Raw genomic sequence first — 26227 nt, forward strand, 5'->3', positions numbered from 1 at the left:
CTGGGTCTTGCTGCCCTCCCTGCGGCTGCCGTCGGCATCCCGTTAGACTTGCCACGCCTCGACTTTCCTGCGCCGGGCACGGACACCAGCCGCGACTGCACGCTGCCGCTCCTGCCCGGCGCGCCGCATCCCTGCCCGGGTTCCGGCAACTGATCCCCGCCTCAACCCGCGGGCACTTCGGTCGGGGTCTCCCGCCCCTTTTTTCCCGCCGGGGTTGCCGCGCGCTTCCTCGGCGGACTATCATCGCCTGACACAGGGAGAGAGATGCCGGCACCCGCCCAGATCGCGACAATCAAGCGCGGACGGAAGTTCGATCAGGTGCTGGAAGGCGCCCGGACAGTGTTCCTGCGCGACGGGTTCGAGGGGGCGAGCGTCGACGACATCGCCGCGGAAGCGGGTGTGTCGAAGGCGACGCTGTATTCCTACTTCCCCGACAAGCGGATCCTTTTCCTGGAGGTTGCCAAGCAGGAAAGCCGGCGCCAGGCGGACGAGGCCGAGGTGCTCGTCAAGCTGACCGCGCCGCCCGACTGTGTCCTGCCCGAGGCCGCTCGGCGGATCATCGCCTTCACGGTGTCCGATCTCGGGCTGGCGGTCTTCCGGCTCTGTGTGGCGGAATCCGACCGCTTCCCCGACCTCGGGCGCGAATTCTACGCCTCGGGTCCGGCACTCGTGCGCGATCGTCTCGCCACCTACCTCAACGGTGCGGTGGCGCGGGGCGAGCTTGTCATCGACGACGTCTACCTCGCCGCCGACCAGTTCGCGGCGCTCTGCAAGGCAGGTATCCAGCTTGCCGTGAGCTTCGGCGTGCAGCGCCACTACACCGAGGCCGAGAGGGAACGCGTGGCAAAGGGCGCGGTGGAGATGTTCCTCGCACGCTACGGCGCGAAGGCGCGCGCGCCGGCTTGACTTGCCGCGCATAACACCGGCTCATCCGGGCAACCGAGGAGATGCCCGATGCGCACCGAATTCGACCGCGAACTGGAAGAGCGGCTTGTCCGCTATGCCGCAATCGACACGCAGAGCGACGAGGACTCATCCTCGGCGCCGTCGACCGCGATCCAGCTGGAGCTGCAGCAGCTTCTGGCCGCCGAACTGACCGAAATGGGGGCGGCCGAAGTGCGGCTGACGGACTACGGCGTGGTTCTGGCGACGATCCCGGCCACGGCTCAGGGCGCGCCGGTGATCGGCCTTCTGGCGCATGTCGACACCGCCCCGCAGTTCAACGCTTCGGGGGTCAAGCCGGTCGTCCACCGTAACTACAACGGCGGCACGATTGCCTTTGCCGACGCCCCGGGGCTTTCGCTCACGCCCGAGGTCTCGCCGGAACTGGCGAAGAAGGCCGGACACGACATTATAACGGCAAGCGGCACCACGCTTCTCGGCGCCGACGACAAGGCTGGGGTTGCCGTCCTGATGACGGCCGCACGGCACCTGCTGGCCAATCCGTCGATCCCGCACGGCACGATCCGCCTTGCCTTCACGCCCGACGAGGAGGTGGGCCGCGGCGTTGACCCGCGGCTGCCGAAGGACATCGCCGCCGACTTCGCCTATACCTTCGACGGCAGCACCGTGGGCGAGATCGAATTCGAAAGCTTCTCGGCCGACGGCGCCGTGGTGACGGTGAACGGAGTTTCGATCCATCCCGGCACCGCGAAGGACAAGATGGTGAACGCGCTGCATCTCGCCGCCAAGATCATCCAGACCCTGCCGCATGTGACGATGACGCCCGAGACGACCGGGGGCCGTGACGGCTTCGTCCACGTCTACGAGTGCAAGGGCGGATCGGCGGAGGCGACCCTGAAGTTCATCCTGCGCGACTTCGAACTGGAAGGGCTGGCGGCCAAGGGCAATCTCCTGCGCCAGGTCTGCGCGACGGTTGCCGCGACCGAACCCCGGGCCGAGATCGCCTGCGAGATAAAGCCGCAATACCGCAACATGCGCTACTGGCTGGAGAAGGACATGCGGCCGGTGGACCTCGCCCGCGCCGCCTGCCGCGACCTCGGGATCGAACCGGTGTCGGTGCCGATCCGCGGCGGCACCGACGGCTCGCGCCTGACCGAGATGGGCGTGCCGTGCCCCAATCTCTTCACCGGGATGCACGAGATCCACGGGCCGCTGGAATGGGTCAGCGTGCAGGACATGGCCGTCTCGGCGAAGCTTTGCCTCAGGCTCGTCGAACGCGCGGCGCTGGGCTGAGGCGCGCTTTCGCCGGGCGCGGCCTCCGGCTATCCTGGGCCATCGGCCGCGGGTTGCCGCGGGATGGGGGCACACGATGAAACGCGGGATTCTCGCTCTGCCGCTGGTCCTTGGCGCCTGTGTCGCCGCGGTTGGCACGCCGCCGGCCGGACCCCGTCCCGGCGGGCCCCAGGGCCCGGGGTGGATCGAGCCGGGGCCGAGTTGCAACCGTACCAACTTCGACCCCGCGCAGATCATCGGCCGCCGACCCGAAGAACTGGGACTGGAGCGCTTCCCCTATCCGGTGCGGGTCATCCTGCCGGGGATGGCGGTGACGATGGACTACAGTCCGGCGCGGCTGAACCTCGAAGTCGACGAACGCGGGCACATCTTCCGCTTCCACTGCGGCTGAGGGGACTCGACTCCGCTCGCGGGCGGACGATATAATGAACAAAAGAAGAACACATGCCGCTGCCATGCCCGCCGCCCGCCGCATCCTCTCGCTCTGGTTTCCCCGCCTTGGCGCGGAGCGGGTGCTGCGCGAGATGCGCGGGCTCGGGCCGCCCCCCGCCTTTGCCATCGTCGGCGAGGCGGCGAACCGGCAGGTTCTCACCTCGCTCAGCGAAGGCGCGGAGGAGGCGGGGCTCTGTCTCGGCCAGCCCCTCAGCGATGCGCTCGCCATGTGTCCGGGGCTTCTCACCCGGCTCAGGAACCGCCATGCCGAGGCGCGCTTCCTGACCGCGCTCCGGCGCTGGGCGGGAAAGTTCAGCCCCCGGGTGGGGGAGGAGGCGCCGGACGGGCTCGTCATCGACCTGTCGGGCGCGGCGCATCTCTTCGGCGGCGAATGGGGCGTGCTCGACGCCGTGGCGGAGGATTGCGCCCATCTCGGCGTGACGGTCGAGGCCGGGATCGCCGACACGCCGGGCGGCGCCTGGGCGCTCGCCCGCTACGCCGGGCGGGGAGGCGCGACGGTCAGGAGCGGCGACGCCATCGACCAGGAGGCGCGGGCGACGCGATCGCGTGCGGCGAAACGGCACTGGACGAAGGGCGGCGCGGCCCCCTTGCCGGCACCGCCGCCGGGCCCTCCGGTGCGTGTGGCGCCCCCCGGGCAGATCCGCCAGGCGCTGGCGCCGCTTCCGCTCGCCGCGCTCCGGCTGGAGGATGAGGCCGTGGCGGGTCTCGCCCGGCTCGGGCTCCGCCATGTCGGCGACATCATGGGTGTGCCCCGCGCGGGTCTTTCCCGCCGCTTCGGGGCCGAAGTCGTCCGCCGTCTCGACCAGGCGCTGGGGGTGGAGGTGGAGCCGGTCGCACCCGCCCGGCCCCCTCTCCACTTCGCCGTCCGCCTGACGCTGCCGGACCCGATCGGACTGGCCGAGGACATCCTCGCCGTGATCGACCGGCTTCTGCCGGCGCTTTGCGACAGGCTGAGGACACGGGCGCATGGGGCGCGGCGCATCCGGCTCCAGCTTTTCCGCACCGATCATTCGATGCAGGAGATCGCCTTCGGCCTCGCCCGCGCGGTGGACGCGGCGGCGGAGGTGCGGCCGCTGATCCTTCTGAAGCTCGCCGAGATCGACCCCGGCTTCGGCATCGACATGATCCGGATCGAGGCGCCGGTGACGGAGCCCCTGCACCCCCGCCAGACCCGCGGCCGCTTCGACCCGGGCGGGAGCGGCGCGGAGGCGGCGGGGCAGGAGGCGCTTTCGACGATGATGTCGAAGCTCGGCGCGCGGATCGGGCTCGAGGCGATCACCCGGCTTCATCCCGGCGACAGCCACATCCCGGAAAAGACCGCCCGCGTGATGCCCGCCGCCTGGTCGGAGCCCGCGGGTGACTGGCCGGCCCCGGCGCGTCCGCGTCCCGCCGTGATCTTCCGGCCGGAGCCGGTCGCGGCGGACGAGGCCCCCGCCGTGCCCGCCCGCTTCCGCTGGCGCCGGCGCGACTTCGCCACCGCCTCGGCCTCGGGGCCCGAGCGGATCGCGCCGGAATGGTGGCTGGACGAGCCGGAATGGCGGTCGGGCACGCGCGACTACTGGCGGGTGGAGACGGCGGGCGGCGAGCGGCTCTGGCTCTTCTACGCCCACGGCGGCGTGGTGTCGGGCGGCTGGTTCTGCCACGGGGTCTTCGGCTGATCCCGGGCCGCGCCGCTCGCCCCCCGCGCCGGTTTCGGAGTAGAACCTGCGGACGGAAAGGCGCGAGAATGATCACCGACATCGAGGATTTCTTCGCAAAGGGCTGCGGGCGCTGCGCCCGGTTCGCGACGCCGGACTGCTCGACCCGGACCTGGGCGGAAGGTCTCGCCGCGCTGCGCCGGATCTGCCGTGCGGTGGGCCTCGACGAGACGGTGAAATGGGGCCATCCCTGCTACATGCACGCCGGGCGCAACGTCGCCATCATCGGCGCCTTCCGCGACGATTTCCGGCTCAGCTTCTTCGACGCGGCGCTGATGGCGGACCCTCGTGGCGTGCTCGAGCCTGCGGGGCCGAACACGCGCCATGCCGGCACGATCCGGTTCAGCGAAAACGCGAAAGTGGCGGAGATGGCGCCGGTCATCCGTCAATACCTGACGGAGGCGATGGGCCATGCCGCGGCGGGGCTCAGGCCGCCGAAGGACCACGGCGCCCCCGACCTGCCCGACGAGCTGGTCGAGGTGATGGAGGACGATCCCGAACTGGCCGAGGCCTTCCACCGCCTCACCCCGGGACGGCAGAAAAGCTACGTGATCCACCTCGCCTCGGCCAGGACCGCCGCCACGCGCATCGCACGTATCGTCCGGCTCCGCGAAAAAATCCTGGCCGGGAAGGGTGCGACAGAGCGGTGAGCCGTCCGCCGCCGCCGGCGATCGGGCGCGGCACTCGACATGCACATTCCGGCCCGACCCCTCCGCAGTCCGGAAACGCGCCCGATCCCCCGTCGGACGACGCATCCCGGCGATAGGAAAAAGAATGCCCCGCCGAGGCGGGGCAGTGAGCGACGGGGCTCCGGTGGCGCGGCCTGGGTGGGGGCTGTCGAACCGCGCCACCGGACCCTAGCGTTGTCGCTATGGACGAAGCATTCCCGCGTGAACGCGGCACCGTTGCGGAAGCACCATGCCGGGGCGGGGGTCATTTTGCGGCCGAAAGCGGGCAGGCTTGATTTGCGCCGTGGCGGCGCTAACATCCTTGCCATGACGGTCCAGCCACCGACCCCGTTCCACCCAGCTTCCGCTGCGCCCGAGAAGGTCGCCTTCGACCGCCACGAGCTTTCCCTCATCCTCGCGCTATACGGCCGCATGGTGGCCGCCGGCGAATGGCGCGACTACGCCATGTCCTTCCTGCGCGAGATGGCGGTCTTTTCGGTCTTCCGGCGTGCGGCCGAATACCCGCTCTACCGTATCGAGAAACACCCCCGGCTCAGGAACCGGCAGGGCATGTATGCGCTGATCGGAATGGACGGGCAGGTGCTCAAGCGGGGGCAGGACCTCGCGGCCGTGCTCCGCGTCCTCGACCGCAAGCTGATCCGGCCCGTCGAGTGACGCCCGCGGAGCAGCCCGTTGCGGAGGTCACACCCGGCGCCGCGACGTGACCGGGCCTTCGCCCTGCCCCGCGATCCGCGCAATGGCCTCCGACAGGTCTTCGTAGCCCACGGCCATCTGGAACCCGTTCGCGTGGACGATCCGTTCGGGCGCGACCGCCATCGCCACATGGCCCTTCCAGAACAGAAGGTCGCCTCGACAAAGGGGGGTGCCTTCCGCCAGCGCCGTGCCCACGCCCGCTTCCTGCAGGTCGCTGTCACCGGGGCAGGGGCGGCCGCAGGCCAGAAGCGCCGCCTGCACGAGGCCGGAACAGTCGATCCCCGACCGCGAGTTGCCACCCCAGAGGTAGGGGGTGCCGAGGAGGCTCTCCGCCACCGCCGCCGGGTCCGCCGCCCAGTCGCCGAGCTCGCGCAGATGCGGGCGCGGCGCGAAGAACCCGTCCGCGGTCTCGAGGAACCGGGGATGCTCGGCCACGATCGTCAGCCTCGCCCCCATCGTCAGGTAGGCCACTTCCGGCGTCTTCAGGCTGGGCTCCCGGTAGAGGTGGGTCGCCGGCGCCGCGACCCAGTGCGTGGCCGCGCGGTCACCGGCCAGGGCACCCTCGGCCAGATAGCCGCAATAGCCGTCCTTCTCGGCCTGGACGAAGGCGAAGCCCCCGTCCCGGTCCAGGACATTCACCCGCTCGCCCATCAGAACCTGCCGGTCGCGCGGACCGCCCGGCCGGGCGAGCAGATCGGCGAGCGCGACCGCGACCCGCGCGGGTTCGCCCGCCACGAAGCGTTCGGCCTTGACCCTTCGCTTGAGCGACACATGGGCGACACGCCCGTTCGCAGGCGTGAGGCGGCGGTCGTTCATAGCCCGAGCACCCCGGGAAGAGCGGCGAGGATCGCCCGTGCGCCCTGGCCGACGCCGCCCTTCGGGCGGGCGGGCGCGGCCGCCGGCTGCCAGCCGTAGATGTCGAAATGCGCATAGCGCGGTGTCCCGGTCACGAAGCGGCGCAGGAAGAGCGCGGCGGTGATCGAGCCCGCCATGCCTCCGGACGGCGCATTGTCGAGATCGGCGATGCCGGGCTCGATCATCGCTTCGTAGGGCTCCCAGAACGGCATCCGCCAGACCGGGTCGGCGAGCGCCGCACCGGCGGCGGCCAGCGCGCCCGCCACGGCGTCGTCGTCACAGTAGAAGGGGGCGAGGTCGGGCCCGACGGCGACCCGCGCGGCGCCGGTGAGCGTCGCCATCGAGATCAGGAGGTCGGGCCGTTCCTCATCCGCCAGTGCCAGCGCATCCGCGAGGATCAGCCGTCCCTCCGCATCGGTGTTGTTCACCTCCACCGTCAGGCCCTTGCGGCTTGTCAGGATGTCCTGCGGCCGCATCGCGTTGCCGGCGACGGCGTTCTCCACCGCCGGCACGATCACACGGAGGCGGAGTTTCAGACCCAACGCCATGATCATCCGGGCCAGTCCCATCACCGTCGCGGCGCCACCCATGTCCTTCTTCATCAGGCCCATCAAGGGTGCCGTCTTGAGGTCGAGACCCCCGGTATCGAAGCAGACGCCCTTGCCGACGAGCGTCAGCCGGGGCCCCGCGTCACCCCAGCGCATGTCCATGATCCGGGGGGCGCGCGGCGAGGCGCGGCCGACGGCGTGGACCATCGGGAAGCCCTCGGCCAGAAGATCGTCGCCGCGGACCACCCGCGTCTTCGCGCCGAAGCCTTCGGCGAGCGCGACGAAGGCATCCTCGAGTTCCGCCGGACCGAGGTCCGAGGCCGGCGTGTTGATGAGATCGCGCGTCAGCATCTCGCCCCCGGCCATCGCCAGCACCCGCGCCGCATCGACGCCCGCCGGCAGCACGAGCCGCGCCCTGGGGGGCTCGGCGCTGCGGTAGCGGCCGAACCGGTAGGTGGCGAGCAGCCACCCGAGCGCGGCCTCCTCCAGCGCGGCGGTTGTCAACGCACCGTCGAGCCGCCAGGCCCCTTCGGGCAGGTCGGCCACCGCGCCCGCGACATGGAAGCGGCCCCGCTTGCGTGCGGCCTCGGTCCCCAGGCCGAAGACCGCGCCCGAGGGCGCGCCGTCCGGCCCGGGCAGGAGGCAGAGCTGGCCGAGCCTGCCGGTGAAACCGGCGGCGGCCATCCAGGCGCGCTCGAAAGCGGGACGCGCTTCGACGAAGCCCGCCGCCGTTTCCTGCGGCACGAGGTGGAGCGGTCGGCTCCGGGCGGTCGGTTCGGCAAAGGCCAGGGAAGGGGCGGCGGTCATCACGGGTCTCCTGTCGGGTCCGGTCGCCACACTAGCCCCGCCGCCGGTGCCCGCAAGGCCCCATGACGGGGGTCACAGGGTCTGGTCGCGCAGGTCCCAGAAGGCGTTCAGCGACCGGTCGCCGATGCGCACGAGCCGCGCGAGTGTTGCGGCCTGAGCCGAGGCATCGCCCGCGTCGGTCGCCCGCAGGACATCCCCGGCGACCCGCGCGAAGGTCAGCATCCCGACCTGTTCGGCCACCCTGATCAGGAGCCGTGCGCTCCGCTGCATCGCCGCGCCGTTGCCCTCGTCCACGAGCCGCTGAACTTCCCTCAGGCGCGCGGCAAGTTCCTCAGTCGCGCGGCAGATCACCCGTTCTGCCCCCTTCTCTCCGAGGTCCGAATAAAGCGCCACGAGCCGGTCCGGATCGAGCCGGACGCCTTCGTTGTGGCGCAGAACTGCCAGTGTCCCCACCCTTCATCCTCCACTTCGCGCCCCACGCGCGAGGAGAGGTTCGCCCCATGGCCTCAAGAAAACCTTGTCGCCCGGGCGAAAAACCTCTCGAATTCGACCGATCGGCCGACTATCTGCCAAGGACTGTCAGGGAGGGACAACCCGATGCAACATGCCAGACCGCTGCCCAGCTATCTCGTCCAGCGCTATCATGGCTGGAAGGCAACGACCTGGACGGAGAACCGTGCTTGGTACCGCCGGCTGGCGGACGAGGGTCAGAGACCCCGGGCGATGGTGATTTCCTGCTGCGATAGCCGCGTGCACGTCACCTCGATCTTCGGCGCCGACCAGGGGGAGTTCTTCATCCACCGCAATATCGCCAACCTCGTGCCGCCCCATGCGCCCGACGGGCAGCAGCACGGCACCTCGGCGGCCGTGGAATATGCCGTGACCACGCTGAAGGTGGCGCATCTGATCGTGGTCGGCCATTCCTCCTGCGGCGGAGTGAAGGGTTGCCACGACATGTGCTCGGGCGCCGCCCCCGCGCTGGAAGAGAAGTCGAGCTTCGTCGGCCGCTGGATGGACCTCCTGCGCCCCGGCTACGAAAGGGTGAAGGACCTGCCGGCCGACCACCAGCTTCGCGCGCTCGAACGCGAGGCGGTTCTGGTGAGCCTGGAGAACCTCATGACCTTCCCGTTCGTGCGCGCCGCGGTCGAGGCCGAGGAGATGACGCTCCATGGCCTCTGGAACGACATCAGCGCCGGCGGGCTTGAACACTACGACCCCGAGACGCGGGCCTTCGTCGCGCTCTGAGCGCGGGAACCCGGCATTAACCAGATTCGCGCGAGGGTGGCGCCATGGACACCCGCCGCACCGTCACCGTCGACCTGCCCGAAACGCTCCTCCTGGCGCTCGGCCGGGCGGCGCGGGCGGCCGGGTGCTCGCCTTCGGACTTCCTTCGTGCTGTCCTGCGCGGCGCACTTGACCGGTCGCCCGCGCGGCTGAGGTCCGAGGAGGAGGAGATCCTGAGGGCCGTGCACCTCTCGGCCGACTGGGTGGAATTGCAGCGCCGCCTGCGGTCGGCAGGCTTCGTCCTGCGCCGGGCGCCGGAGGGTGCGCTTGCCATCCATTCCTGGCCGATCGAACGCCCGCTTTTGCCGCTCGGTGCACTGGGCCTGGGCGAGCCGGACCTGACGCTTCGTTTCGGAAACCGCTTCCCGACCGATGCGCCGCGGGGGCCGGGCCATCCCCTCGCTGCGCGCTGCGACCGGGCGGCGTGAACCCGCCACCTCACCCCAAGGTGAGGCTTGCACCCGCGACAAGCATGATATGGTAATCGGGTATCCGTTCAGGGAGACCCGGCCATGACCACCCCGCTTCGCGCGCGCCTTGCTGCTGCCCTCGTCCCGCTCGCGCTTGTCGCGCCCCTCGCCGCATTCGCGGAGGCCAGCGGCACGACCGCAAGCACCGCCCCGGCCGCGCAATCCGGCTACGCCGAGGCCAAGGCCGCCGTCGATGCCGGCCGCTACCCCGACGCGCTGAAACTCCTCGCCGCCGTTCTCAAGGCCGAGCCGCGCAATGCCGACGCGCTGAACCTCATGGGCTACTCCAATCGCAAGATGAACCGGATGGCCGAGGCCGCGCGCTGGTACGGCGCGGCGCTGAAGGCCGATCCGAAGCACCTCGGCGCGCTGGAATACCAGGGCGAGATGTTCGTCGAGATCGGCGACTACGCAAGCGCCAGGGCCAATCTCAACCGCCTCGCCGCGCTCTGCGGCACCTGCAACGAATGGAGCGACCTCCGCGCGGCGCTGATGGCGGCGGGACAGGGCTGAGGCGGGCGGCCGGGGGCTACTTCTTCCCGCCGATCCGGGGCTCCGTCCCGGCCTTCAGCCGCTCGATGTTCGGCAGGTGGCGCCAGAAGACGAGCGTGGCGAGCGTGACGATCAGGATCACCATGCTGCCATGGCCCAGGAGCGCCGCCCAGATGAACGCCGTCGCCGAGGCGACGAGCGCCGAGAGCGACGAGATCCGGCTGACGAGCGCGGTCGCGAGCCATGTCGCGCAGGCCGCGAGCCCGACGGGGAAGGCAAGCGCCAGAAGCGTGCCGAGGAAGGTCGCGACGCCCTTGCCGCCCTTGAACTTCAGCCAGACCGGGAAGAGATGGCCGAGGAAGGCGGCGAGTGCGGCAAGCTGGGCCGCGTCCTCGCCCGCCCAAGCCCGCGCGAGCAGCACCGCGACCGCGCCCTTGCCGCCGTCGAAGAGCAGCGTGGCGAGCGCCGCTGGCTTGTTGCCGGTCCGAAGCACGTTGGTCGCGCCGATGTTGCCGGAACCGATCTGCCTGAGGTCGCCGAGGCCCATGACTTTCGTCACGACGACCCCGAACGGGATCGAGCCCAGCAGGTAGCCCAGCACGGCCGTCAGGATCAGCGCCGCCGCGCCGGTTGTGATTTCGGGCAATTCAAGCCTCCCCGCCGAAAACCCTGATGCCGTCGACCCAGGTGCCGATGACCCGGCCCTCCATCCGCTGCCCGTCGAAGGGCGTGTTCTTCGACTTGGAGCGGAGCGTGAAGCGGTCAAGGACGAAGGGCGCGTCGGGATCGAAAAGCACCAGGTCGGCCGGCGCGCCGACCGCAAGCCGCCCCTGCGGCAGGCCGAGGCGCTTCGCGGGGTTGAGCGCCATCGCCCGGAAAAGCTGCGGCAGCGTCAGCTGCCCGGCATGGTAAAGCCGCATCGCGGCGGGCAGGAAGGTCTCGAGCGCCACCGCACCGCTCGCGGCCTCCTCGAAGGGCAGGCGCTTCGATTCCTCGTCCTGCGGCGTGTGCATCGACGAGATGATGTCGATCAGGCCCGAGGCGACCGCCTCCACGGCCGCCACCCGGTCATCCTCGGACCTGAGGGGCGGCTTGACCTTGAAGAAGGTGCGGTAGTCGCCGACGTCGAATTCGTTGAGCGTGAGGTGGTGGATCGAGGTGCCCGCCGTCACGTCGAAACCGTTCCTCTTGGCGCGCTCCAGGGGCGGCAGGGCGCGGGCGGTGGTGATCTGGTCGAAATGGTACTTCGCCCCGGTCATCTCGATCAGGCCCATGTCGCGGTCGAAGCCGATCCGCTCGGCCATCGGGCTGACGGAGGGCAGGCCGCGCAGGGATGCGAACTTGCCGGAGGTCGTGGCCGCGCCCGCCGACAGGACCGGCTCCTGCGGATGGCCCATGACGAGCGCGCCAAGCGATTTTGCGTAAGTGAGCGCGCGGGCCAGCACCTTGGTGTCGCTGACGACATGGTCGCAATCGGTGAAGGCCACGGCGCCGGCGTCGAGGAGGAACCCGATCTCCGTCATCTCCCGCCCCTCGCGGCCCTTGGTCAGCGCGGCCATGTGGCGGATGCGAACGGGGCTCGCCTCGGCCGCGCGGCGGGTGACGAATTCCAGCACCTCGGGCGTGTCGATGGCCGGGTTGGTGTCGGGCCGGGCGATGATGGTGGTGACGCCCCCGGCGGCGGCGGCGAGGGCGGCGGAGCGGAACGATTCCTTGTGCCGCTCTCCCGGCTCGCCGATCTTGACGCCCAGATCGACGATGCCGGGGGCGAGGCATTTGCCGCGGCAGTCGATGGTGGTGGCGCCCTTGGGCGCGGGGGCGTCGCCGATGGCGGCGATCTGGCCGTTCTCGATCAGCAGGCTGCCGGCGGTTTCGGTGAGCGCCTCGGGGTCGATCAGGCGGGCGTTGGTGAGGAGGGTGGTCATCATGGCTGAGCGCACAACTGCGAGTCGGAGATATTAAGAAGCATCCCCGACAACTTTCTGCCTGCCACCTCACCTGCCCAAACCGGAGGAATTGAAACGATGAGTGCGGTCCAAGCCCCAAGAAAGAAGGCAATAAGCCTACTCAAAGAATCTCGTGAACCTTCGTCGCTCTCGAACACGGAACCGAAGACTCGGCCATACCCCATCACGACTCCACAACCGGCAGCGCAAAACGCCAACGGAGCGCCCACTCCCGCAAACGCACAGTTCGGCCAGTCGACAATAATGAACTGAGAAACAGCAGAGAAGAAAAAGCACGTGGCAGACAAGCCAATATACTGATGCCAGTTGCTCACACCATCACCCCCACCGCCTGCCGTCCGCGCTCCGCCCTCAGGTTCCGCGCCAGGAGGTCCATGCAGGCCATCCGCACCGCGACGCCCATCTCGACCTGGTCCTGGATCACCGACCGGTTGATGTCGTCGGCAAGCTCCCCGTCGATCTCCACGCCCCGGTTCATCGGGCCGGGGTGCATGACGATGGCGTCCTCCTTGGCGAAGCCCAACTTTTCGGCGTCGAGGCCGTAGCGGTGATAATACTCCCGCTCGGACGGGATGAAGCCGCCGTCCATTCGCTCCTTCTGCAAGCGCAGCATCATCACCACGTCGCAACCCTTCAGCCCTGCCGCCATGTCCTCGTAGACTTCGCAGCCGAGGTCCTGGACGCCCGAGGGCATCAGCGTCGGCGGGCCGATCAGGCGCAGGCGGTTTTCCATCTTGCCGAGCAGGATCAGGTTCGACCGCGCCACCCGGGAATGGGCGATGTCGCCGCAGATCGCCACCGTCAGGCGCTGGATGCGGCCCTTGGCGCGGCGGATGGTCAGCGCGTCGAGCAGCGCCTGCGTCGGGTGTTCGTGCCGCCCGTCGCCGGCGTTCAGCACCGCGCAGTTGACCTTCTGCGCCAGAAGATCGACCGCGCCCGAGGCCGGGTGTCGGACCACCAGCAGGTCGGGATGCATGGCGTTCAGGGTCAGCGCGGTATCGATCAGCGTCTCGCCCTTCTTCACGCTCGAATGCTGCATCGACATGTTCATCACGTCGGCGCCGAGCCGCTTGCCCGCCAGTTCGAAGCTCGCCTGAGTCCGCGTGGAGGCCTCGAAGAACATGTTGATCTGGGTCATGCCTTCGAGCGCGTCGGCATGCTTCACCGTGCGCCGGTTCAGTTCGACGTATTTCTCGGAAAGGTCGAGGACGGCGCGAATCTCCTCCGGGGCAAGGTGTTCGATTCCCAGAAGGTGACGCGCGCGGAATGTCATGAAGGCCTCCGGTCCCCGGCTCAGCCGCTTATGGCAAAGGAACGGGAGGCGGGCAACGGCGAATGCGGGCGCTTGCGGGGGCGGGGGCGGGGGCATAGCTTCGGCGCCATGGACTCACCCCTCGTCACTCTCGACTTCCACGCCGCCCGGGCGCTTCTCGAATGGCAGGCGGAAATGGGTGCGGACGAGGCCATCGGGGACGCGCCGGTAAACCGCTACGAGGCGAAGGCCGAGGCACCGGGGCCCGCCTCGCCGGTCGTCACGGCGTCCGCTACCGCTGAGGTCGATCCGGTTGCCGTGGCGAGGGTTGACGCGGGGCGGGCGACCAGCCTTGAGACGCTGGCCGAAATCCAGTCCGCCTATAACCTGTGCGACCTGAAGAAGGGCGCGCGCAACTTCGTCTTCGCCGACGGCAACCCGGAGGCTCGCGTCATGATAATCGGCGAGGCACCGGGACGAGAGGAAGACCTCGAAGGCCGGCCCTTCGTCGGCCGTGCCGGCCAGCTTCTGGACCGGATGTTCGCGGCGATCGGGCTTTCGCGGACCGCGCGCCACAGGGCCGAGGCGCTCTACATCACCAATGTTATGCCCTGGCGGCCGCCCTCGAACCGCGACCCCGAGCCGGCCGAAATCGCGATGATGCTGCCGTTCCTGGCCCGGCATGTCGAGCTTGCGGACCCTGCCTTGCTCGTGCTGATGGGCAACACGCCCTGCGCGGCGGCGCTCGGCCAGAAGGGTATCCTGAGGCTGCGCGGCAAGTGGGCGCAGGCCTTCGGTTGCCCCGCGATGCCGATGACGCACCCCGCCTACCTCCTCCGCAACCCCGCAGCCAAACGGGAGGCTTGGGCCGACCTTCTCGAGGTCAAGGCGCGCATGAAGGAGATGCCATGATCGTCGATCCCCTGACCCTTGCGGCCTTCGTCCCGGCCGCGCTCGCGCTGAACCTCACGCCGGGGGCGGACATGATGTTCTGTCTCGCGCAGGGGATGCGCGGCGGTCCGCGCCCCGCCGTCGCGGCGAGCGCCGGCATTTCGGCGGGCTCGATGGCCAACGTGGCGCTGGCCGGCCTCGGTCTCGGCGCGCTCGTCGGCTCTTTGCCCGGGCTCTTCGATGCCATCCGCTGGGCGGGGATCGCCTATCTGCTGTGGCTGGCGCTGCGCACGCTCCGCGCTCCGCTCGGCGCCGCGGGAACCGCCGCCGTCCGGCCAGCGCGCGCGTTCCGCGACGGTTTCCTCGTCAACATCTCGAACCCGAAGGTGATTCTCTTCATCCTCGCCTTCATTCCGCAGTTCGTTGACCCAGCGCGGGGCGCCATCTTCGGCCAGTTCGTGATCTTCGGTTCGGTGATCGCCATCGGGGGCTTCGTCATCAACGCGGCCGTCGGCCTCGGCGCGGGCGGACTCGGCCGGGCAATGGCGCGCGACCTCAGGGTCGAACGCGTGCTCCGCCTTGCCTCGGCCTCGGTCTTCGGGCTTCTGGCTGCCAAGCTCGCATGGGACAGCCGCACATGAGCCGCATCGACGACACTAAGACCTTCATCCCGGTCCGCATCGCCGTCCTGACGGTGTCCGATACCCGCTCGCTGGCGGAAGACCGGTCGGGCGACACGCTGGTGCAAAGGCTGACGGAGGCCGGCCACGTCCTTGCAGACCGCAAGGTGCTGCGGGACGAGCGCGCAGAGATCGCCGCCCAGCTCCGCGCCTGGGTGGCCGATCCGGGGGTGGACGTGGTCCTGTCGACCGGCGGCACCGGTCTGACAGGGCGGGACGTCACGGTGGAGGCCCACCGCGACGTCTACGAGAAGGAGATCGAGGCCTTCGCCACGGTCTTCACCATCGTCTCGATGCAGAAGATCGGCACCAGCGCGGTGCAAAGCCGCGCCACCGGCGGCGTCGCCGGCGGCACCTATCTCTTCGCATTGCCGGGCAGCCCCGGCGCCTGCAAGGATGCCTGGGACGAGATCCTGAAGTGGCAACTCGACTATCGCCACCGCCCCTGCAACTTCGTCGAGATCATGCCGAGGCTCGACGAGCACCTGCGGGGCAGGTAACGCCGCCGTTAACACCCCCGTGTGGGCGCGCTTTCGCGCTTGGAGCGGCCGGCCTGCCGGGGTAGGATGCTCGGCGGGCGCTAACCAGACGGATTTCATGCGTTTTCTGACCCGCAGCCTCGTCGGTCTCTTCCTCGCCGCGCTGACACTGGCCCTTCTGGCCATCGGCGCGATGGAGTTGAAGACGGCGATCGAGATCAGCACCGCGCCCGCACCTCCGGCGAAGCCGGCCGAGGAACGCGCCTTCACGGCGCGGGTGATGACGCTGAGGCCCGAACGGATTGCGCCGCTCATGACCGCCTACGGCGAGGTCCGTGCGAGCCGGCGGCTGGAACTGCGGTCGGCCTCGGCAGGGGAAATCGTGGAACTGGTGCCCGAATTCGCCGACGGAACTGCCGTCGCGGCGGGCCAGCTTCTGGTGCGCATCGACCCGGCGGACGCGCAATCCGCGCGCGACATCGCCGAGACCCAGCTCCGGCAGGCCGAGGTCGAGGCGCGCGATGCCGCCCGCGCGCTCGTCCTCGCGCGAGACGATCTGGCCGCGGCCGAGGATCAGCGCGCGCTGCGGGCGCAGGCGCTCAACCGGCAGAAGGAACTCGGCACGCGCGGTCTCGGCATGGCGGCGGACATGGAGGCGGCGGAACTCGCCATGTCCGGCGCCAGTCAGGGTGTCGTCTCGCGGCGGCAGGCCCTGGCGCTGGCCGAGGCGCGAACCGACAAGGCGGCGGCCGCCATCGACGCGGCACGGTTGACACTGGCCGAAGCCGAGCGGCGGCTGGCCGACACCGAACTCCGCGCGGGCTTCGCCGGCGTGCTGTCCGGTGTCACGGCGGTCGCCGGCGGGCTTGTCGCGAATGGCGAGAAGCTCGGCGAACTCATCGACCCGACGGCGCTCGAAGTCGCGGTCCGGCTTTCGACGGCGCAATTCGCGCGGCTGATCGACGAGGCCGGGCGGCTGCGCCCCTTGCCCGTGACAGCTGCGCTCGATGTGCCCGGCGGGCGGCTCGAAGCCGCGGGCCGGCTTGCCCGCGTCGACGCGGCAGTAGGTGCCGGGCTGAGCGGCCGGCTGGTATTCGCCACGCTCGATGAGGCCCCCGGCTTCCGGCCGGGCGACTTCGTGACGCTCGAAATCGCCGAGCCGCCGATTGATGGCGTCGCGCTCGTGCCTGCGCAGGCACTCGGCACCGACGGCACCGTTCTCGTCCTCGGCGAGGGCGACCGGCTGGAGGCGGTGCCGGCCGATATCCTCCGCCGGCAGGGCGATGCGGTGATCTTGCGGGTGGGCGCGCTGTCCGGCCGCGAGATCGTGCTGGAGCGGACGGCGCTTCTGGGCGCAGGGATTCTCGTGCGGCCGGTGCGCGACCAGGATTCGGGCCTTTCCGGCGCGGACGGCGAGCCGGTCGCCTTCGTCGAGCTTTCGCCCGAGCGCCGCGCCGCGCTCATCGCCTATGTCGAAGACAGCGCCGCCATGTCCGACGCCGCAAAGGCGGAGGTCCTTGCCCGGTTACGCGAGGCGCGCGTCCCGAGCGAGGTCGTGGACCGGCTCGAAGCCCGGATGGGGGGCTGAGCCCATGGCGGCACGGCACGACCGGCTGGCGGCGGCGGGCGGGATTCTCTCCTACTTCACCCGTCATGCCACGGCTGCCAACCTCGTGCTCGCGCTCTTTCTGGCGGCGGGACTTGCCGCCTTGCCGCAGATGCGTGCGCAGTACTTCCCCGACGTCGTCGTCCAGCAGGTCAACGTCGCCGTCACCTGGGACGACGCCGGCGCCGAGGACGTGGACCGGGGCGTGATCCAGCTCCTCCTGCCCGGGCTTCTCGCGGTCGAGGGCGTGTCCGACAGCCTGGCAATCTCGCGCGAAGGCTTCGGCGAGGTCACGCTCGATTTCGAACCGGGCTGGGACATGAGCCGCGCGGTGAGCGAGGTGGAGACTGCCGTCGCCGGCGTGACCAACCTGCCCGACGATGCCGACCAGCCCGTCATCCGCCGCAACGGCTGGCGCGACCGGGTGACCGACATGGTGGTCACCGGGCCGGTGGCACCCGACCAGCTGCTGCGCATTGCCGACGAGTTTCTCGACCGGCTCTATCGGGCCGGCGTGACGCGGGCGACGATCGAGGGTCTCGCGGCCCCCGAACTCACCGTCGAAGTGCCGATGGCCGAGCTCATGCGGCACGACCTGACGCTGTCGGACATTTCGGCCCGCATCGCTGCCGAGACGGCTGCCGATCCGGCCGGCTCCATCGCCAGCGGCACGGCCCGTCTGCGGACCGGGGCCGAACGCCGGACGCCCGAGGCGCTGCGGCAGATCGTGCTCAAGTCGAAGCCTGACGGAACCTCGCTGACGCTTGGCGAGGTGGCCGTGATCACCGACAGCGGCGGCACCGGCAAGCAGGCCTACTTCGTGGGCGACAATCCCGCGATAGCGCTTCGCGCCGACCGTTCGGCCGACGGCGACGCGATCGAGATCCAGCGAAAGGTGGAGCAGGTCGCAGAGGAGATGCGCCCGGGCCTGCCGAAGGGCGTCACCATCGACATGACGCGCGTCCGCTCTCAGGACATCATCGCCCGGCTCGAGATCCTGATCGCCAACGGCTTGATGGGGCTCGGTCTGGTGCTGGCGATGCTCTTTCTTTTCCTTAACGCCCGCACGGCCCTCTGGGTCGCGGCCGGCATTCCGGTGGCGATGCTCGCGGCCGTGGCGATGATGCATCTCTTCGGGCTCACGCTGAACATGATCTCCATCTTCGCGCTGATCCTGACTACGGGGATCGTCGTCGATGACGCGATCGTGGTCGGCGAACACGCCGATTTCCGCTTCCGGCGGCTGGGCGAGGCGCCCGTCGTCGCGGCCGAGACGGCGGTGCGGCGCATGGCGGCGCCTGTCTTCTCCTCGACGGCGACGACCATTGTCGCCTTCCTCGGTCTCATGGCGATCACCGGTCGCTTCGGCGAGATGATCCGGGACATTCCCTTCACCGTCGCGGTTGTGCTCGCCGCCTCGCTTCTCGAAGCGTTTCTGATCCTGCCCAACCACATGGCCCACGCGCTGACCTCGGCCGGGCGCCGGCGGTGGTACGACGCGCCGAGCCGACTGGTGAACCGGGGCTTCGGCTGGGTGCGCGACAAGGTCATGCGCCCTCTCGTGGCCGGCGTCATCGTGGCGCGCTACCCGGTTCTCGCGGGGGCGCTCGCGCTACTGGCCTATTCGGGCGGACTGTTCCTGAAGGGAGAGGTGCGCTGGCAGTTCTTCGCCTCGCCCGAACAGGCCGCCATCACGGGCAATTTCACGATGCTCGCCGGCGCGACGCGCGCCGATACGCTGGAGGTCATGCGGGCCCTGCAGCACGCGACCGAAGAGGTCGCTGCCGATTTCCGCGACCGCTACGGGGTCGAGCCCCTGAACTATGTCATCGCACAGGTCGGCTCCAATGCCTTCCGGCCGCTCGAAAGCGCACAGGGCAAGGATCGCGATCTTCTGGGCTCGATCTCGATCGAACTCGTCGATCCCGACCTCAGGCCCTGGACCGGTTCGGAGTTCGTCACCGCTCTGCAGGAAGCCGCGCCGCACCATCCCTTCCTCGAGGAACTCTCCTTCCGCGGCTGGCGGCACGGCCCCGGAGGCGACGCGCTCGACGTGCAGCTCACCGGGCCCGAGGCGGCCGTCTTGAAGGCAGCCGCCGAGGATCTGAAGCATGCGCTTGCACCGTTCCCGGAAATCTCTGCGCTCGAGGATTCGCTGCCCTACGACAAGGACGAGCTTATCCTCGATCTTACTCCGCAGGGGCGCGCGCTGGGCTTCACGGTCGATGACCTCGGTCGCGAATTGCGCGCCCGGCTGAACGGCATCACCGCGGCGAGCTTCCCGGAGGGGACCCGTACCGTCGATGTGACGGTCGAACTGGCGTCGGGCGAGGTCACCGCCGACTTTCTCGACCGGATGCTGATGCGTACGCCCGAGGGCGCGTATGTGCCGCTTGCCGACATTGTCACTGTCGAGCCGAAAAGCGGCTTTTCCCGCATAAGGCGCGAAGGGGGCGACCGCGTCGTGACCGTGACCGGCGACATTGCCGAGGACGACCCGGAACGTGTTGCCGCGATCCTCGATACGCTCAACCGCGACATCCTGCCCGAAATCGCGGCGAGACACGGCGTCGGCTACAACCTCGCCGGCCTCAGCGAGCAGGAGGATACGTTCCTAAGCGAGGCGACCACCGGCTTCGCCGCGGCACTCGTGGGAATCTATGTCATCCTTGCCTGGGTATTCTCGAGCTGGACACGCCCCGTCGTTGTCATGGCGGTCATCCCCTTCGGCCTCATCGGCGCGATCTACGGTCATGCAGTCTGGGACCTGCCGCTGTCGATGTTCTCGGTCGTGGGCCTCATCGGCATGTCGGGCATCATCGTCAACGACGCCATCGTTCTCATCAGTACCGTGGACGAATATGCGGCCAGACGCCCCCTCATTCCCGCGGTCATCGACGCCGTGGCCGACCGGCTGAGGGCGGTTTTCCTCACGACCGCGACGACGGTGATCGGGCTTGCCCCGCTGCTGTTCGAAACCTCCCGTCAGGCGCAGTTCCTGAAGCCCACGGTGGTGACGCTCTGTTACGGCCTCGGCTTCGGCATGCTGCTCGTCCTGCTCGTCGTGCCCGCCCTTCTGGTCGTGCAAGCCGATGTCGGCCGCCGCCTTGCCGCCTTCCGCCGCGGCGCGCGGCGGGGGCCCGTGCGCGGTTACCTGCGGGCGGCCGTGGTGATCCTCGCGGTGCTGTTCGCCGCCCTTCTGGGGCCGGCGCTTCTGGCCGGAGAGGGGTATGCCCCAGCCTTCCTGAGCTTTGCCGCGGCCTCGGCCGCCGCGCTTGGCCTGGTCTGGATTGTCGCCGCGCTGCGTCTTGGACGCGCCGCGCGCGGCTGAGCCGCGATCACCCCGTGCAGCCCTGCACTTCGACGACGCGGCCACCGCTCCCGAACAGGGTGATGCGGACAGCGGAGCGGTCAAGCGCGAAGGGCTGGGCATCGGCCGGCACAAGGTCGGCCGTGGCGCTGAGTTCGCCGCCGTTGCGCCGCGTCTCGGCCGCCGAGACCCAGACGCTCCGGTCGGCGAGTTCCACCACCGCGATCTCGTCGGGCCCGAGGCGCGGCAGAGCAAGCCGCGAGGTCAGTCTCACCCCGTCCCGGATCGGCTCCGCCTCACACCGCGCCGCCGTCAGTCCGGCCTCATCTGCGCGCTCCGGCATCTCGGCAAGCGCGGCGCGGATCACCGGATCGGGCGTTCCCCCGGCGGCGAGATCGGCCGAAACGACCACTGTCATCGGCACGCAGATCTCGTTGCAGACGCCGAGGTCGATTTCCGCCCGGACGTGCACCGGCTCTCCCGCCGCGGCCGGGCGGAACTCGATCGGCAGGACCAGCGACCCGTGGTAGCCGAAGCTGCGCATGCCGTTGAGTTCGAAGACCTCCGGTTTTGGCCAGTGGAAGGCCACTCCGCCGATGTTGGACGAACCCGACCAGTCGAACTCGGGCGGGATTCCGCCCTCGCCTGGCGCGCGCCAGTAGGTCTTCCAGCCGGGTGCAAGCCGAAGTTCCAGTGCAGCCATCTGAGTGCCCGAGTCCGTCCGCCAGCCTTCGCGGATGCTGGCCGACACGACGTTCGGCGGCACCTCCTGCGCCATGGCGGGGGCGGCGAGCGCGAGAAGCGCGACGGAGCAGGCGGCAGGAAACGTCATACCGCCCAAAGTAGGCAAGCCGCCGCCGATTGGAAGCGGCAAGGCGGCAACTCACGAAGAGTTTTGGGCGGCGGCGCGAACGGCGACCCCTTGCGTCGCTTCGGGACTCACCCGACATTCGGGTCAGGAGGCCATGCGATGAACCTCAGCGGAAAGCTTCTGATCGCCATGCCCGGAATGGGCGATCCCCGCTTCGAGTACAGCGTCGTCTTCCTCTGCGCCCATTCCGAGGATGGCGCGATGGGGCTCATTGTCAACAAGCCGGCCGGCGGTCTGACCTTCGACCGCCTCGCCGAGCAGCTTGGCATCGAGCGCAGCGACCGCTCGCGCGAGATCAGGGTACATTTCGGAGGACCTGTGGAGAATGCGCGTGGTTTCGTCCTGCATTCGGGCGACTACGCCGGTACAGGCAGCACGCTGAAGGTCGATGACCGCTTCGGCATGACCGCGACGGTCGACATCCTAGAAGCGATTGCAGCCGGGCGCGGCCCGGCCGCCTCGCTGCTCGCGCTCGGTTACGCCGGCTGGGGGCCGGGGCAGCTTGAAGACGAGATTCTCGCGAACGGCTGGCTGACCTGCGAGGCCGCGCCCGATCTGGTGTTTTCCAGCCGCGACGGCGAGAAATGGAGCGGCGCCCTGAAAAGCATCGGGGTTGATCCGCTCACCCTGTCATCGGCGGCGGGGCGCGCCTGACCTTCGGACCCGTCAGTGCCGTGGCGCGGCAGCGCGGCGCAGCCTGTCGTTGATCGCGCGGCCGAGTCCCCTCTCCGGGATCGGTGAAACGGCGATCGTCCCCTCGGTGCGGGCGTCGGCCTCGCGCAGGAAGTGAAAGAGGTTGGCCGCCGCCTCCACGAGATCGCCGGTGAGCGAGAGATTGAGGTCGGCACCCCGCGCATCGGGTCCGAAACCGATCCATAACTCACGCGGCTCGGGGCGGGTCGCGCCCAGCCGTATCGGTGCCGAGGGCGCGTAGTGCGAGGCAAGCTGGCCCGGCGCGCTGGGTTTGGCCGCACTGCCGCCCTCGGGCAGCGGCGTGCCGAGGCAGGCTTCCAGCGCCTCGGCCGGAATCCCGCCCGGTCGCAGGAGTTCGGGGTCGCCGGTCAGCCCGAGGATCGTCGATTCCACCCCGACCGCGCAGGGCCCGCCGTCGACCACCGCGGCGATGAGGCCGGACAGACCTGCGATCACATGTTCCGCGCGCGTCGGGCTGACCTTCCCCGACGGGTTGGCCGAAGGCGCCGCCACGGGACCGCCAAAGGCGGAGAGGAGCGCGCGCGCCACGGGATGCGCCGGCATCCGCACCGCGACGGTGGAAAGGCCCGCCGTGACGAGGTCGGAAATCCGCGCCCCCGACCTCAGCGGAAGGACCAGCGTCAGCGGGCCCGGCCAGAACGCCCCGGCCACCCTCTCGGCTCGCGCGTCGAACAGGGCGACCTCTTTCGCCATCGTCATGTCGGCCACGTGGACGATGAGCGGGTTGAACCGCGGGCGCCCCTTGGCCTCGAATATCCGCGCGACCGCAAGGTCCGACCGCGCGTCGCCGCCAAGGCCGTAGACCGTCTCGGTCGGGAAGGCGACGAGCCCACCTTGAGACAGGAGAGCCGCTGCCCGCGCCAGCCCCGCCGCGTCGGCATTCAATATTTCGGTCACCGCACGCTCCCCGACTCGCTGCCGCAGCGTCCCCGTGACGCAGCGTCCCGGTTGAAGGGGCGTGACCTTGCGGCAATCATGGCCCCGGAACCCGTGACATACGCGCCGGGGCCGCACTTGCCAAGGCGAGGAGGAGGAACCGATGCCCTACCGCGCGCCCCTGGGCGATATCCAATTCATCCTCGACCAGGTCGTGCCGCTTGCCCCGGTCGCCGCGACCGGCCGGTATGCCGAGGCAACCCCGGACCTCGTGGAGGCGATCCTGACGGAGGCGGCGCGCCTCTGCGACACGGTCATGGCCCCGCTGCAACGCGCGGGCGATCTTCACCCTGCGCGGCTGGAGAATGGGGCCGTCCGCTCCACCCCCGGCTTCGCCGAGGCCTTCCGCCAGATCGCGGAGGGCGGCTGGATCGGTGTCAGCGCGCCGGTGGAACATGGCGGCATGGGCCTGCCGCAGGCGCTGAACATGGCCATTCACGACATGATGTCAGGCGCCTGCCTCGCGCTCGGGCTCAACCCGCTGCTGACCCAGGGGCAGATCGAGGCCCTCGACCACCACGCGAACGCGGAGATGAAGGCGCTCTACTTGCCGAAACTCATTTCGGGCGAATGGTCGGGCACGATGAACCTGACCGAACCGCAGGCGGGAAGCGACGTCGGTGCGCTGAGAACGAAGGCCGAAGCGAATGGCGACGGCACCTATGCCGTCACCGGCCAGAAGATCTTCATCTCCTGGGGCGACTGCGACATGACGGAGAACGTCTGTCATCTTGTCCTCGCCCGCCTTCCCGGCGCCCCCGCCGGGACCAAGGGGATCAGCCTTTTCCTGGTGCCGAAGTTCATCCCCGACGCGAACGGCAAGCCGGGCATCCGGAACGGCGTGAATGTCGTCAGCCTGGAACACAAGCTCGGCCTCCACGGCTCGCCGACCTGCGTGATGGACTACGACCGCGCGACCGGCTGGCTCGTCGGCGCGGAGCAGGGCGGCATGGCCGCGATGTTCACGATGATGAACAATGCCCGCCTTGCCGTCGGCGTGCAGGGTGTCGGCGTCGCCGAGGCCGCCTGCCAGGCAGCCGCATCCTATGCCGCCGACCGACGGCAGATGGGGCCGATCATCGACCATCCCGACGTGCGGAGGATGCTCGCCACGATGCGGGCGGAGGTCTTCGCCGCCCGCGCCATCGCGCTGGCCTGCGCCACCGCAACCGACATGGCGCAGGCGACGGGCGAGGGCGACTGGCACGCCCGCGCGGCCCTCCTCACGCCCATCGCCAAGGCCTACGGCACCGACGTGGGCTGCGATGTCGCCTCCATGGCGATGCAGGTCCATGGCGGCATGGGCTATGTCGAGGAAACCGGCGTCGCCCAGTTCTGGCGCGACGTGCGGGTGACGGCGATCTACGAGGGGACGAACGGCATCCAGGCGATGGACCTCGTCGGCCGCAAGATGATGGACGGGGGCGAGGCCGCGTATCGGCTGCTCGAGGAGATCGAGGCGGGGGCGGAGGCCGCGCGGGCGCGCTTGCCCGACCTCGCCGGCAACGTCTGGTCCGCGGCCGAGACGCTGCGCGAGGCGACCGAGGCGATGACTGGCCGCGCCATGCCTGACCGCTACGCCGGCGCCGTGCCCTATCTCAGGGCCTTCGCCCGCGTGCTCGGCGCGCATTTCCACCTGCGCGCGGCCGTAGCCGAAGGGGGCCAGGGTCCGCGCAGCGCGCTGGCGCGGGTCCATATCGACCGGCTTCTGCCGCAGTTCGCGGCCTGCCTCGCCGAGGCAAGGGACGGGGCAGGGGCGCTCTTCGACCTGACGCCCGAGGCGCTGGCGTCGTGACTGCCGTGGTCGAGGAGGGGATCCGTTATCCTTTCGCGGAGCCGCCGACGCCCGGCGCCGCGACCGAGGTCGCCCAGGGCGTCCACTGGTTGCGCCTGCCGTTGCCGATGGCGCTCGACCATGTGAATGTCTTCGCCCTTGACGACGGAGACGGCTGGACCCTCGTCGATACCGGGCTCGACACGAAGAAGGCCCGCGCGATCTGGCAGGCGGTGCTTGCCGGCCCGCTCGCCGGTCGCCCTGTGCGCCGGGTGATCGTGACCCACTACCACCCCGATCACATCGGCCTTGCCGGATGGTTCCAGGCGCAGGGGGCCGAATTGGTCACGACCCGTACCTCCTGGCTCTTCGCACGGATGCTCACGCTCGACGAACATCCCGTGCCGGCGGCCGAAACGCTGGAATTCTGGCGCCGCGCCGGCATGCCGTCCGGCATGCTCTCCAGCCGCGCTGCCGAACGTCCCTTCAACTTCTGTGACGTCGTGTCGCCGCTTCCCCTCGGCTTCACGCGGATCGCCGATGGCAGCAAGATCACCGCAGGCGGGCGCGGATGGATCGTGCGTGTCGGACACGGCCACGCGCCGGAACACGCGACGCTCTGGGAAAAGGGCGGGCCGCTCGTCATCGGCGGCGACCAGCTTCTGCCGTCGATCTCGGCCAACCTCGGCGTCTACGCGAGCGAACCCCTGGCCGATCCGGTGGGAGAGTGGCTGGACAGCTGCGCCGCCTTCCAGCGTTTCGCCGATCCCCGCCATTTCGTCCTGCCGGGCCACAAGCTCCCGTTTACCGGACTGCCGCTGCGGCTGAGCCAGATGATCGAGAACCACCGCGGCGCGCTCGACAGGCTTATGGATCACCTTGCCCGGCCGCGCACGGCGGCGGAGTGCTTCGTTCCGCTCTTCAAGCGGCCTATCGGCGAAGCGGAATTCGGCCTCGCGCTGGTCGAGGCGGTTGCGCATCTCAACCATCTCCTCCACCGTGGGCGGGTGGAGCGGGTGCTCGATGCGAACGGGGCATGGCTGTGGCGAAAACCGACCTGACGGACGAAATCCGCACCTCGGCCGAGGTCCACGAGGCTTCGGCGCTGCCCAGGGCACGGGTCGCCCACACGGCACCCGACGCGCCGAAGACCGCCGAGATGTGCCCCCTTCCGGAGGCGGTGGCGGCCGAGCCGATGGAGGCGAAGAGCCCGGCGCAATGGGCCTACGAGCGGCTGATCCTCTACATCCAGAATTTCGAGGCCCAGCTCGACGACAAGCACGAGGTGGCGATGGGCTTCACCGGCGGCGACGTCGGTGTGCTGCAGATCGAGGGCATCGGGTACTTCGACCCCGATATCGTGACCTTTTACGGCCGCGACGAGGACGGCGCGCGGACGCAGCTCATCCAGCATGTCTCGCAGCTCAACGTCATGCTCCGCGCGCTGCCGAAGGCGCCCGAGGTGGAGGAACCGCGGCGGATCGGTTTCCGGCTGGCTGCCGACCTTGGCCGGGGCTGAATCGCCCTCAAAGTGTCGGTTTCGCACAACGGCTCCCACCCGCA

General features: G+C 69.8%; 26 protein-coding genes. 18 read left to right on the top strand and 8 right to left on the bottom strand.

Annotated features, from left to right (window positions below; translation table 11 throughout):
• Positions 1-264: 264 nt before the first annotated feature.
• The 6 genes from ACMUOO_RS09175 (at position 265) to ACMUOO_RS09200 (ending at position 5689) form a co-directional block, all read left to right on the top strand.
• A complete protein-coding gene (locus ACMUOO_RS09175; RefSeq protein WP_301920419.1) occupies positions 265-906 on the top strand; it encodes a TetR/AcrR family transcriptional regulator in 642 nt (213 codons plus the stop codon).
• A 48-nt stretch (positions 907-954) separates the two neighbouring features.
• Positions 955-2196 carry a peptidase T gene (gene pepT / locus ACMUOO_RS09180; RefSeq protein WP_301920420.1) on the top strand — a complete coding sequence of 414 codons (1242 nt, stop codon included), beginning with the start codon at positions 955-957 and terminating at the stop codon, positions 2194-2196.
• A gap of 76 nt (positions 2197-2272) precedes the next feature.
• Entirely contained in the window at positions 2273-2587 is a 315-nt protein-coding gene (locus tag ACMUOO_RS09185; protein ID WP_301920421.1) for an I78 family peptidase inhibitor, read from the top strand.
• Between the two features lie 34 nt (positions 2588-2621).
• A complete protein-coding gene (locus tag ACMUOO_RS09190) occupies positions 2622-4307 on the top strand; it encodes a DNA polymerase Y family protein (protein WP_301920422.1) in 1686 nt (561 codons plus the stop codon).
• 68 nt (positions 4308-4375) lie between these two features.
• Positions 4376-4996 (top strand): YdeI/OmpD-associated family protein, encoded by a 621-nt coding sequence (locus ACMUOO_RS09195; RefSeq protein WP_301920423.1) that lies wholly within the window; start codon positions 4376-4378, stop codon positions 4994-4996.
• A gap of 345 nt (positions 4997-5341) precedes the next feature.
• Entirely contained in the window at positions 5342-5689 is a 348-nt protein-coding gene (locus tag ACMUOO_RS09200; RefSeq protein ID WP_301920424.1) for a DUF2794 domain-containing protein, read from the top strand.
• 27 nt (positions 5690-5716) lie between these two features.
• Here the strand turns inward: ACMUOO_RS09200 and ACMUOO_RS09205 are convergent, their stop codons facing one another.
• The 3 genes from ACMUOO_RS09205 to ACMUOO_RS09215 form a co-directional block, all read right to left on the bottom strand.
• A complete protein-coding gene (locus ACMUOO_RS09205; protein ID WP_301920425.1) occupies positions 5717-6544 on the bottom strand; it encodes an NlpC/P60 family protein in 828 nt (275 codons plus the stop codon).
• On the bottom strand, positions 6541-7938 hold the full coding sequence (locus ACMUOO_RS09210) for a leucyl aminopeptidase family protein (protein ID WP_301920426.1): 1398 nt from the start codon (positions 7936-7938) through the stop codon (positions 6541-6543). Before ACMUOO_RS09210 ends, ACMUOO_RS09205 begins: the two co-directional genes overlap by 4 nt.
• A gap of 72 nt (positions 7939-8010) precedes the next feature.
• Positions 8011-8391, bottom strand: a complete 381-nt coding sequence (locus ACMUOO_RS09215; RefSeq protein ID WP_301920427.1) for a hypothetical protein — start codon at positions 8389-8391, stop codon at positions 8011-8013.
• Positions 8392-8535: 144 nt separating this feature from the next.
• Here ACMUOO_RS09215 and ACMUOO_RS09220 point away from each other — a divergent pair, with 144 nt between their 5' ends.
• The 3 genes from ACMUOO_RS09220 (at position 8536) to ACMUOO_RS09230 (ending at position 10205) form a co-directional block, all read left to right on the top strand.
• Positions 8536-9183 (top strand): carbonic anhydrase, encoded by a 648-nt coding sequence (locus ACMUOO_RS09220; RefSeq protein WP_301920428.1) that lies wholly within the window; start codon positions 8536-8538, stop codon positions 9181-9183.
• A gap of 44 nt (positions 9184-9227) precedes the next feature.
• Positions 9228-9650 (top strand): hypothetical protein, encoded by a 423-nt coding sequence (locus tag ACMUOO_RS09225; RefSeq protein ID WP_301920429.1) that lies wholly within the window; start codon positions 9228-9230, stop codon positions 9648-9650.
• A gap of 84 nt (positions 9651-9734) precedes the next feature.
• Positions 9735-10205 carry a tetratricopeptide repeat protein gene (locus ACMUOO_RS09230; protein ID WP_301920430.1) on the top strand — a complete coding sequence of 157 codons (471 nt, stop codon included), beginning with the start codon at positions 9735-9737 and terminating at the stop codon, positions 10203-10205.
• A 16-nt stretch (positions 10206-10221) separates the two neighbouring features.
• On the opposite strand, the gene plsY is transcribed toward ACMUOO_RS09230, so the two are convergent.
• The 3 genes from plsY to ACMUOO_RS09245 form a co-directional block, all read right to left on the bottom strand.
• Positions 10222-10830, bottom strand: a complete 609-nt coding sequence (gene plsY, locus ACMUOO_RS09235; RefSeq protein WP_301920431.1) for a glycerol-3-phosphate 1-O-acyltransferase PlsY — start codon at positions 10828-10830, stop codon at positions 10222-10224.
• Position 10831: 1 nt separating this feature from the next.
• Positions 10832-12109: a dihydroorotase gene (gene pyrC / locus ACMUOO_RS09240; RefSeq protein WP_301920432.1), complete on the bottom strand. Its 1278-nt coding sequence runs from the start codon at positions 12107-12109 to the stop codon at positions 10832-10834.
• Between the two features lie 352 nt (positions 12110-12461).
• Positions 12462-13424, bottom strand: a complete 963-nt coding sequence (locus ACMUOO_RS09245) for an aspartate carbamoyltransferase catalytic subunit (RefSeq protein WP_301920433.1) — start codon at positions 13422-13424, stop codon at positions 12462-12464.
• A 108-nt stretch (positions 13425-13532) separates the two neighbouring features.
• On the opposite strand from ACMUOO_RS09245, the gene ACMUOO_RS09250 reads away from it, so the two are divergent.
• From ACMUOO_RS09250 to ACMUOO_RS09270, 5 genes are all read left to right on the top strand, one after another.
• Positions 13533-14315 (top strand): uracil-DNA glycosylase, encoded by a 783-nt coding sequence (locus ACMUOO_RS09250; RefSeq protein ID WP_301920434.1) that lies wholly within the window; start codon positions 13533-13535, stop codon positions 14313-14315.
• A complete protein-coding gene (locus tag ACMUOO_RS09255; RefSeq protein WP_301920435.1) occupies positions 14312-14935 on the top strand; it encodes a LysE family translocator in 624 nt (207 codons plus the stop codon). Before ACMUOO_RS09250 ends, ACMUOO_RS09255 begins: the two co-directional genes overlap by 4 nt.
• Positions 14932-15474: a molybdenum cofactor biosynthesis protein B gene (gene moaB, locus ACMUOO_RS09260; protein WP_301920436.1), complete on the top strand. Its 543-nt coding sequence runs from the start codon at positions 14932-14934 to the stop codon at positions 15472-15474. Before ACMUOO_RS09255 ends, moaB begins: the two co-directional genes overlap by 4 nt.
• Positions 15475-15571: 97 nt before the next feature.
• Positions 15572-17041, top strand: a complete 1470-nt coding sequence (locus ACMUOO_RS09265; protein ID WP_301920437.1) for an efflux RND transporter periplasmic adaptor subunit — start codon at positions 15572-15574, stop codon at positions 17039-17041.
• Positions 17042-17045: 4 nt separating this feature from the next.
• Positions 17046-20390 carry an efflux RND transporter permease subunit gene (locus ACMUOO_RS09270; protein WP_301920438.1) on the top strand — a complete coding sequence of 1115 codons (3345 nt, stop codon included), beginning with the start codon at positions 17046-17048 and terminating at the stop codon, positions 20388-20390.
• Between the two features lie 7 nt (positions 20391-20397).
• Here ACMUOO_RS09270 and ACMUOO_RS09275 read toward each other — a convergent pair whose 3' ends face one another.
• Positions 20398-21201 (bottom strand): protein-disulfide reductase DsbD domain-containing protein, encoded by an 804-nt coding sequence (locus tag ACMUOO_RS09275; protein ID WP_301920439.1) that lies wholly within the window; start codon positions 21199-21201, stop codon positions 20398-20400.
• A gap of 138 nt (positions 21202-21339) precedes the next feature.
• Between ACMUOO_RS09275 and ACMUOO_RS09280 the strand changes: the two genes are divergently transcribed.
• Positions 21340-21894 (top strand): YqgE/AlgH family protein, encoded by a 555-nt coding sequence (locus tag ACMUOO_RS09280; protein ID WP_301920440.1) that lies wholly within the window; start codon positions 21340-21342, stop codon positions 21892-21894.
• A 12-nt stretch (positions 21895-21906) separates the two neighbouring features.
• Here ACMUOO_RS09280 and ACMUOO_RS09285 read toward each other — a convergent pair whose 3' ends face one another.
• On the bottom strand, positions 21907-22851 hold the full coding sequence (locus ACMUOO_RS09285; RefSeq protein ID WP_301920441.1) for an L-threonylcarbamoyladenylate synthase: 945 nt from the start codon (positions 22849-22851) through the stop codon (positions 21907-21909).
• Between the two features lie 142 nt (positions 22852-22993).
• Here ACMUOO_RS09285 and ACMUOO_RS09290 point away from each other — a divergent pair, with 142 nt between their 5' ends.
• The 3 genes from ACMUOO_RS09290 to ACMUOO_RS09300 are packed head-to-tail and all read left to right on the top strand — an operon-like array spanning position 22994 to position 26183.
• A complete protein-coding gene (locus tag ACMUOO_RS09290; RefSeq protein ID WP_301920442.1) occupies positions 22994-24685 on the top strand; it encodes an acyl-CoA dehydrogenase in 1692 nt (563 codons plus the stop codon).
• Positions 24682-25725, top strand: coding sequence for an MBL fold metallo-hydrolase (locus ACMUOO_RS09295; RefSeq protein WP_301920443.1), 1044 nt, complete (start codon positions 24682-24684; stop codon positions 25723-25725). Before ACMUOO_RS09290 ends, ACMUOO_RS09295 begins: the two co-directional genes overlap by 4 nt.
• A complete protein-coding gene (locus ACMUOO_RS09300) occupies positions 25722-26183 on the top strand; it encodes a DUF6173 family protein (protein ID WP_301920563.1) in 462 nt (153 codons plus the stop codon). The genes ACMUOO_RS09295 and ACMUOO_RS09300 overlap by 4 nt, the downstream gene beginning before the upstream one ends.
• Positions 26184-26227: the final 44 nt, after the last annotated feature.

This window comes from Albidovulum sp. (assembly GCF_041919395.1).
Lineage (GTDB): Bacteria > Pseudomonadota > Alphaproteobacteria > Rhodobacterales > Rhodobacteraceae > Albidovulum.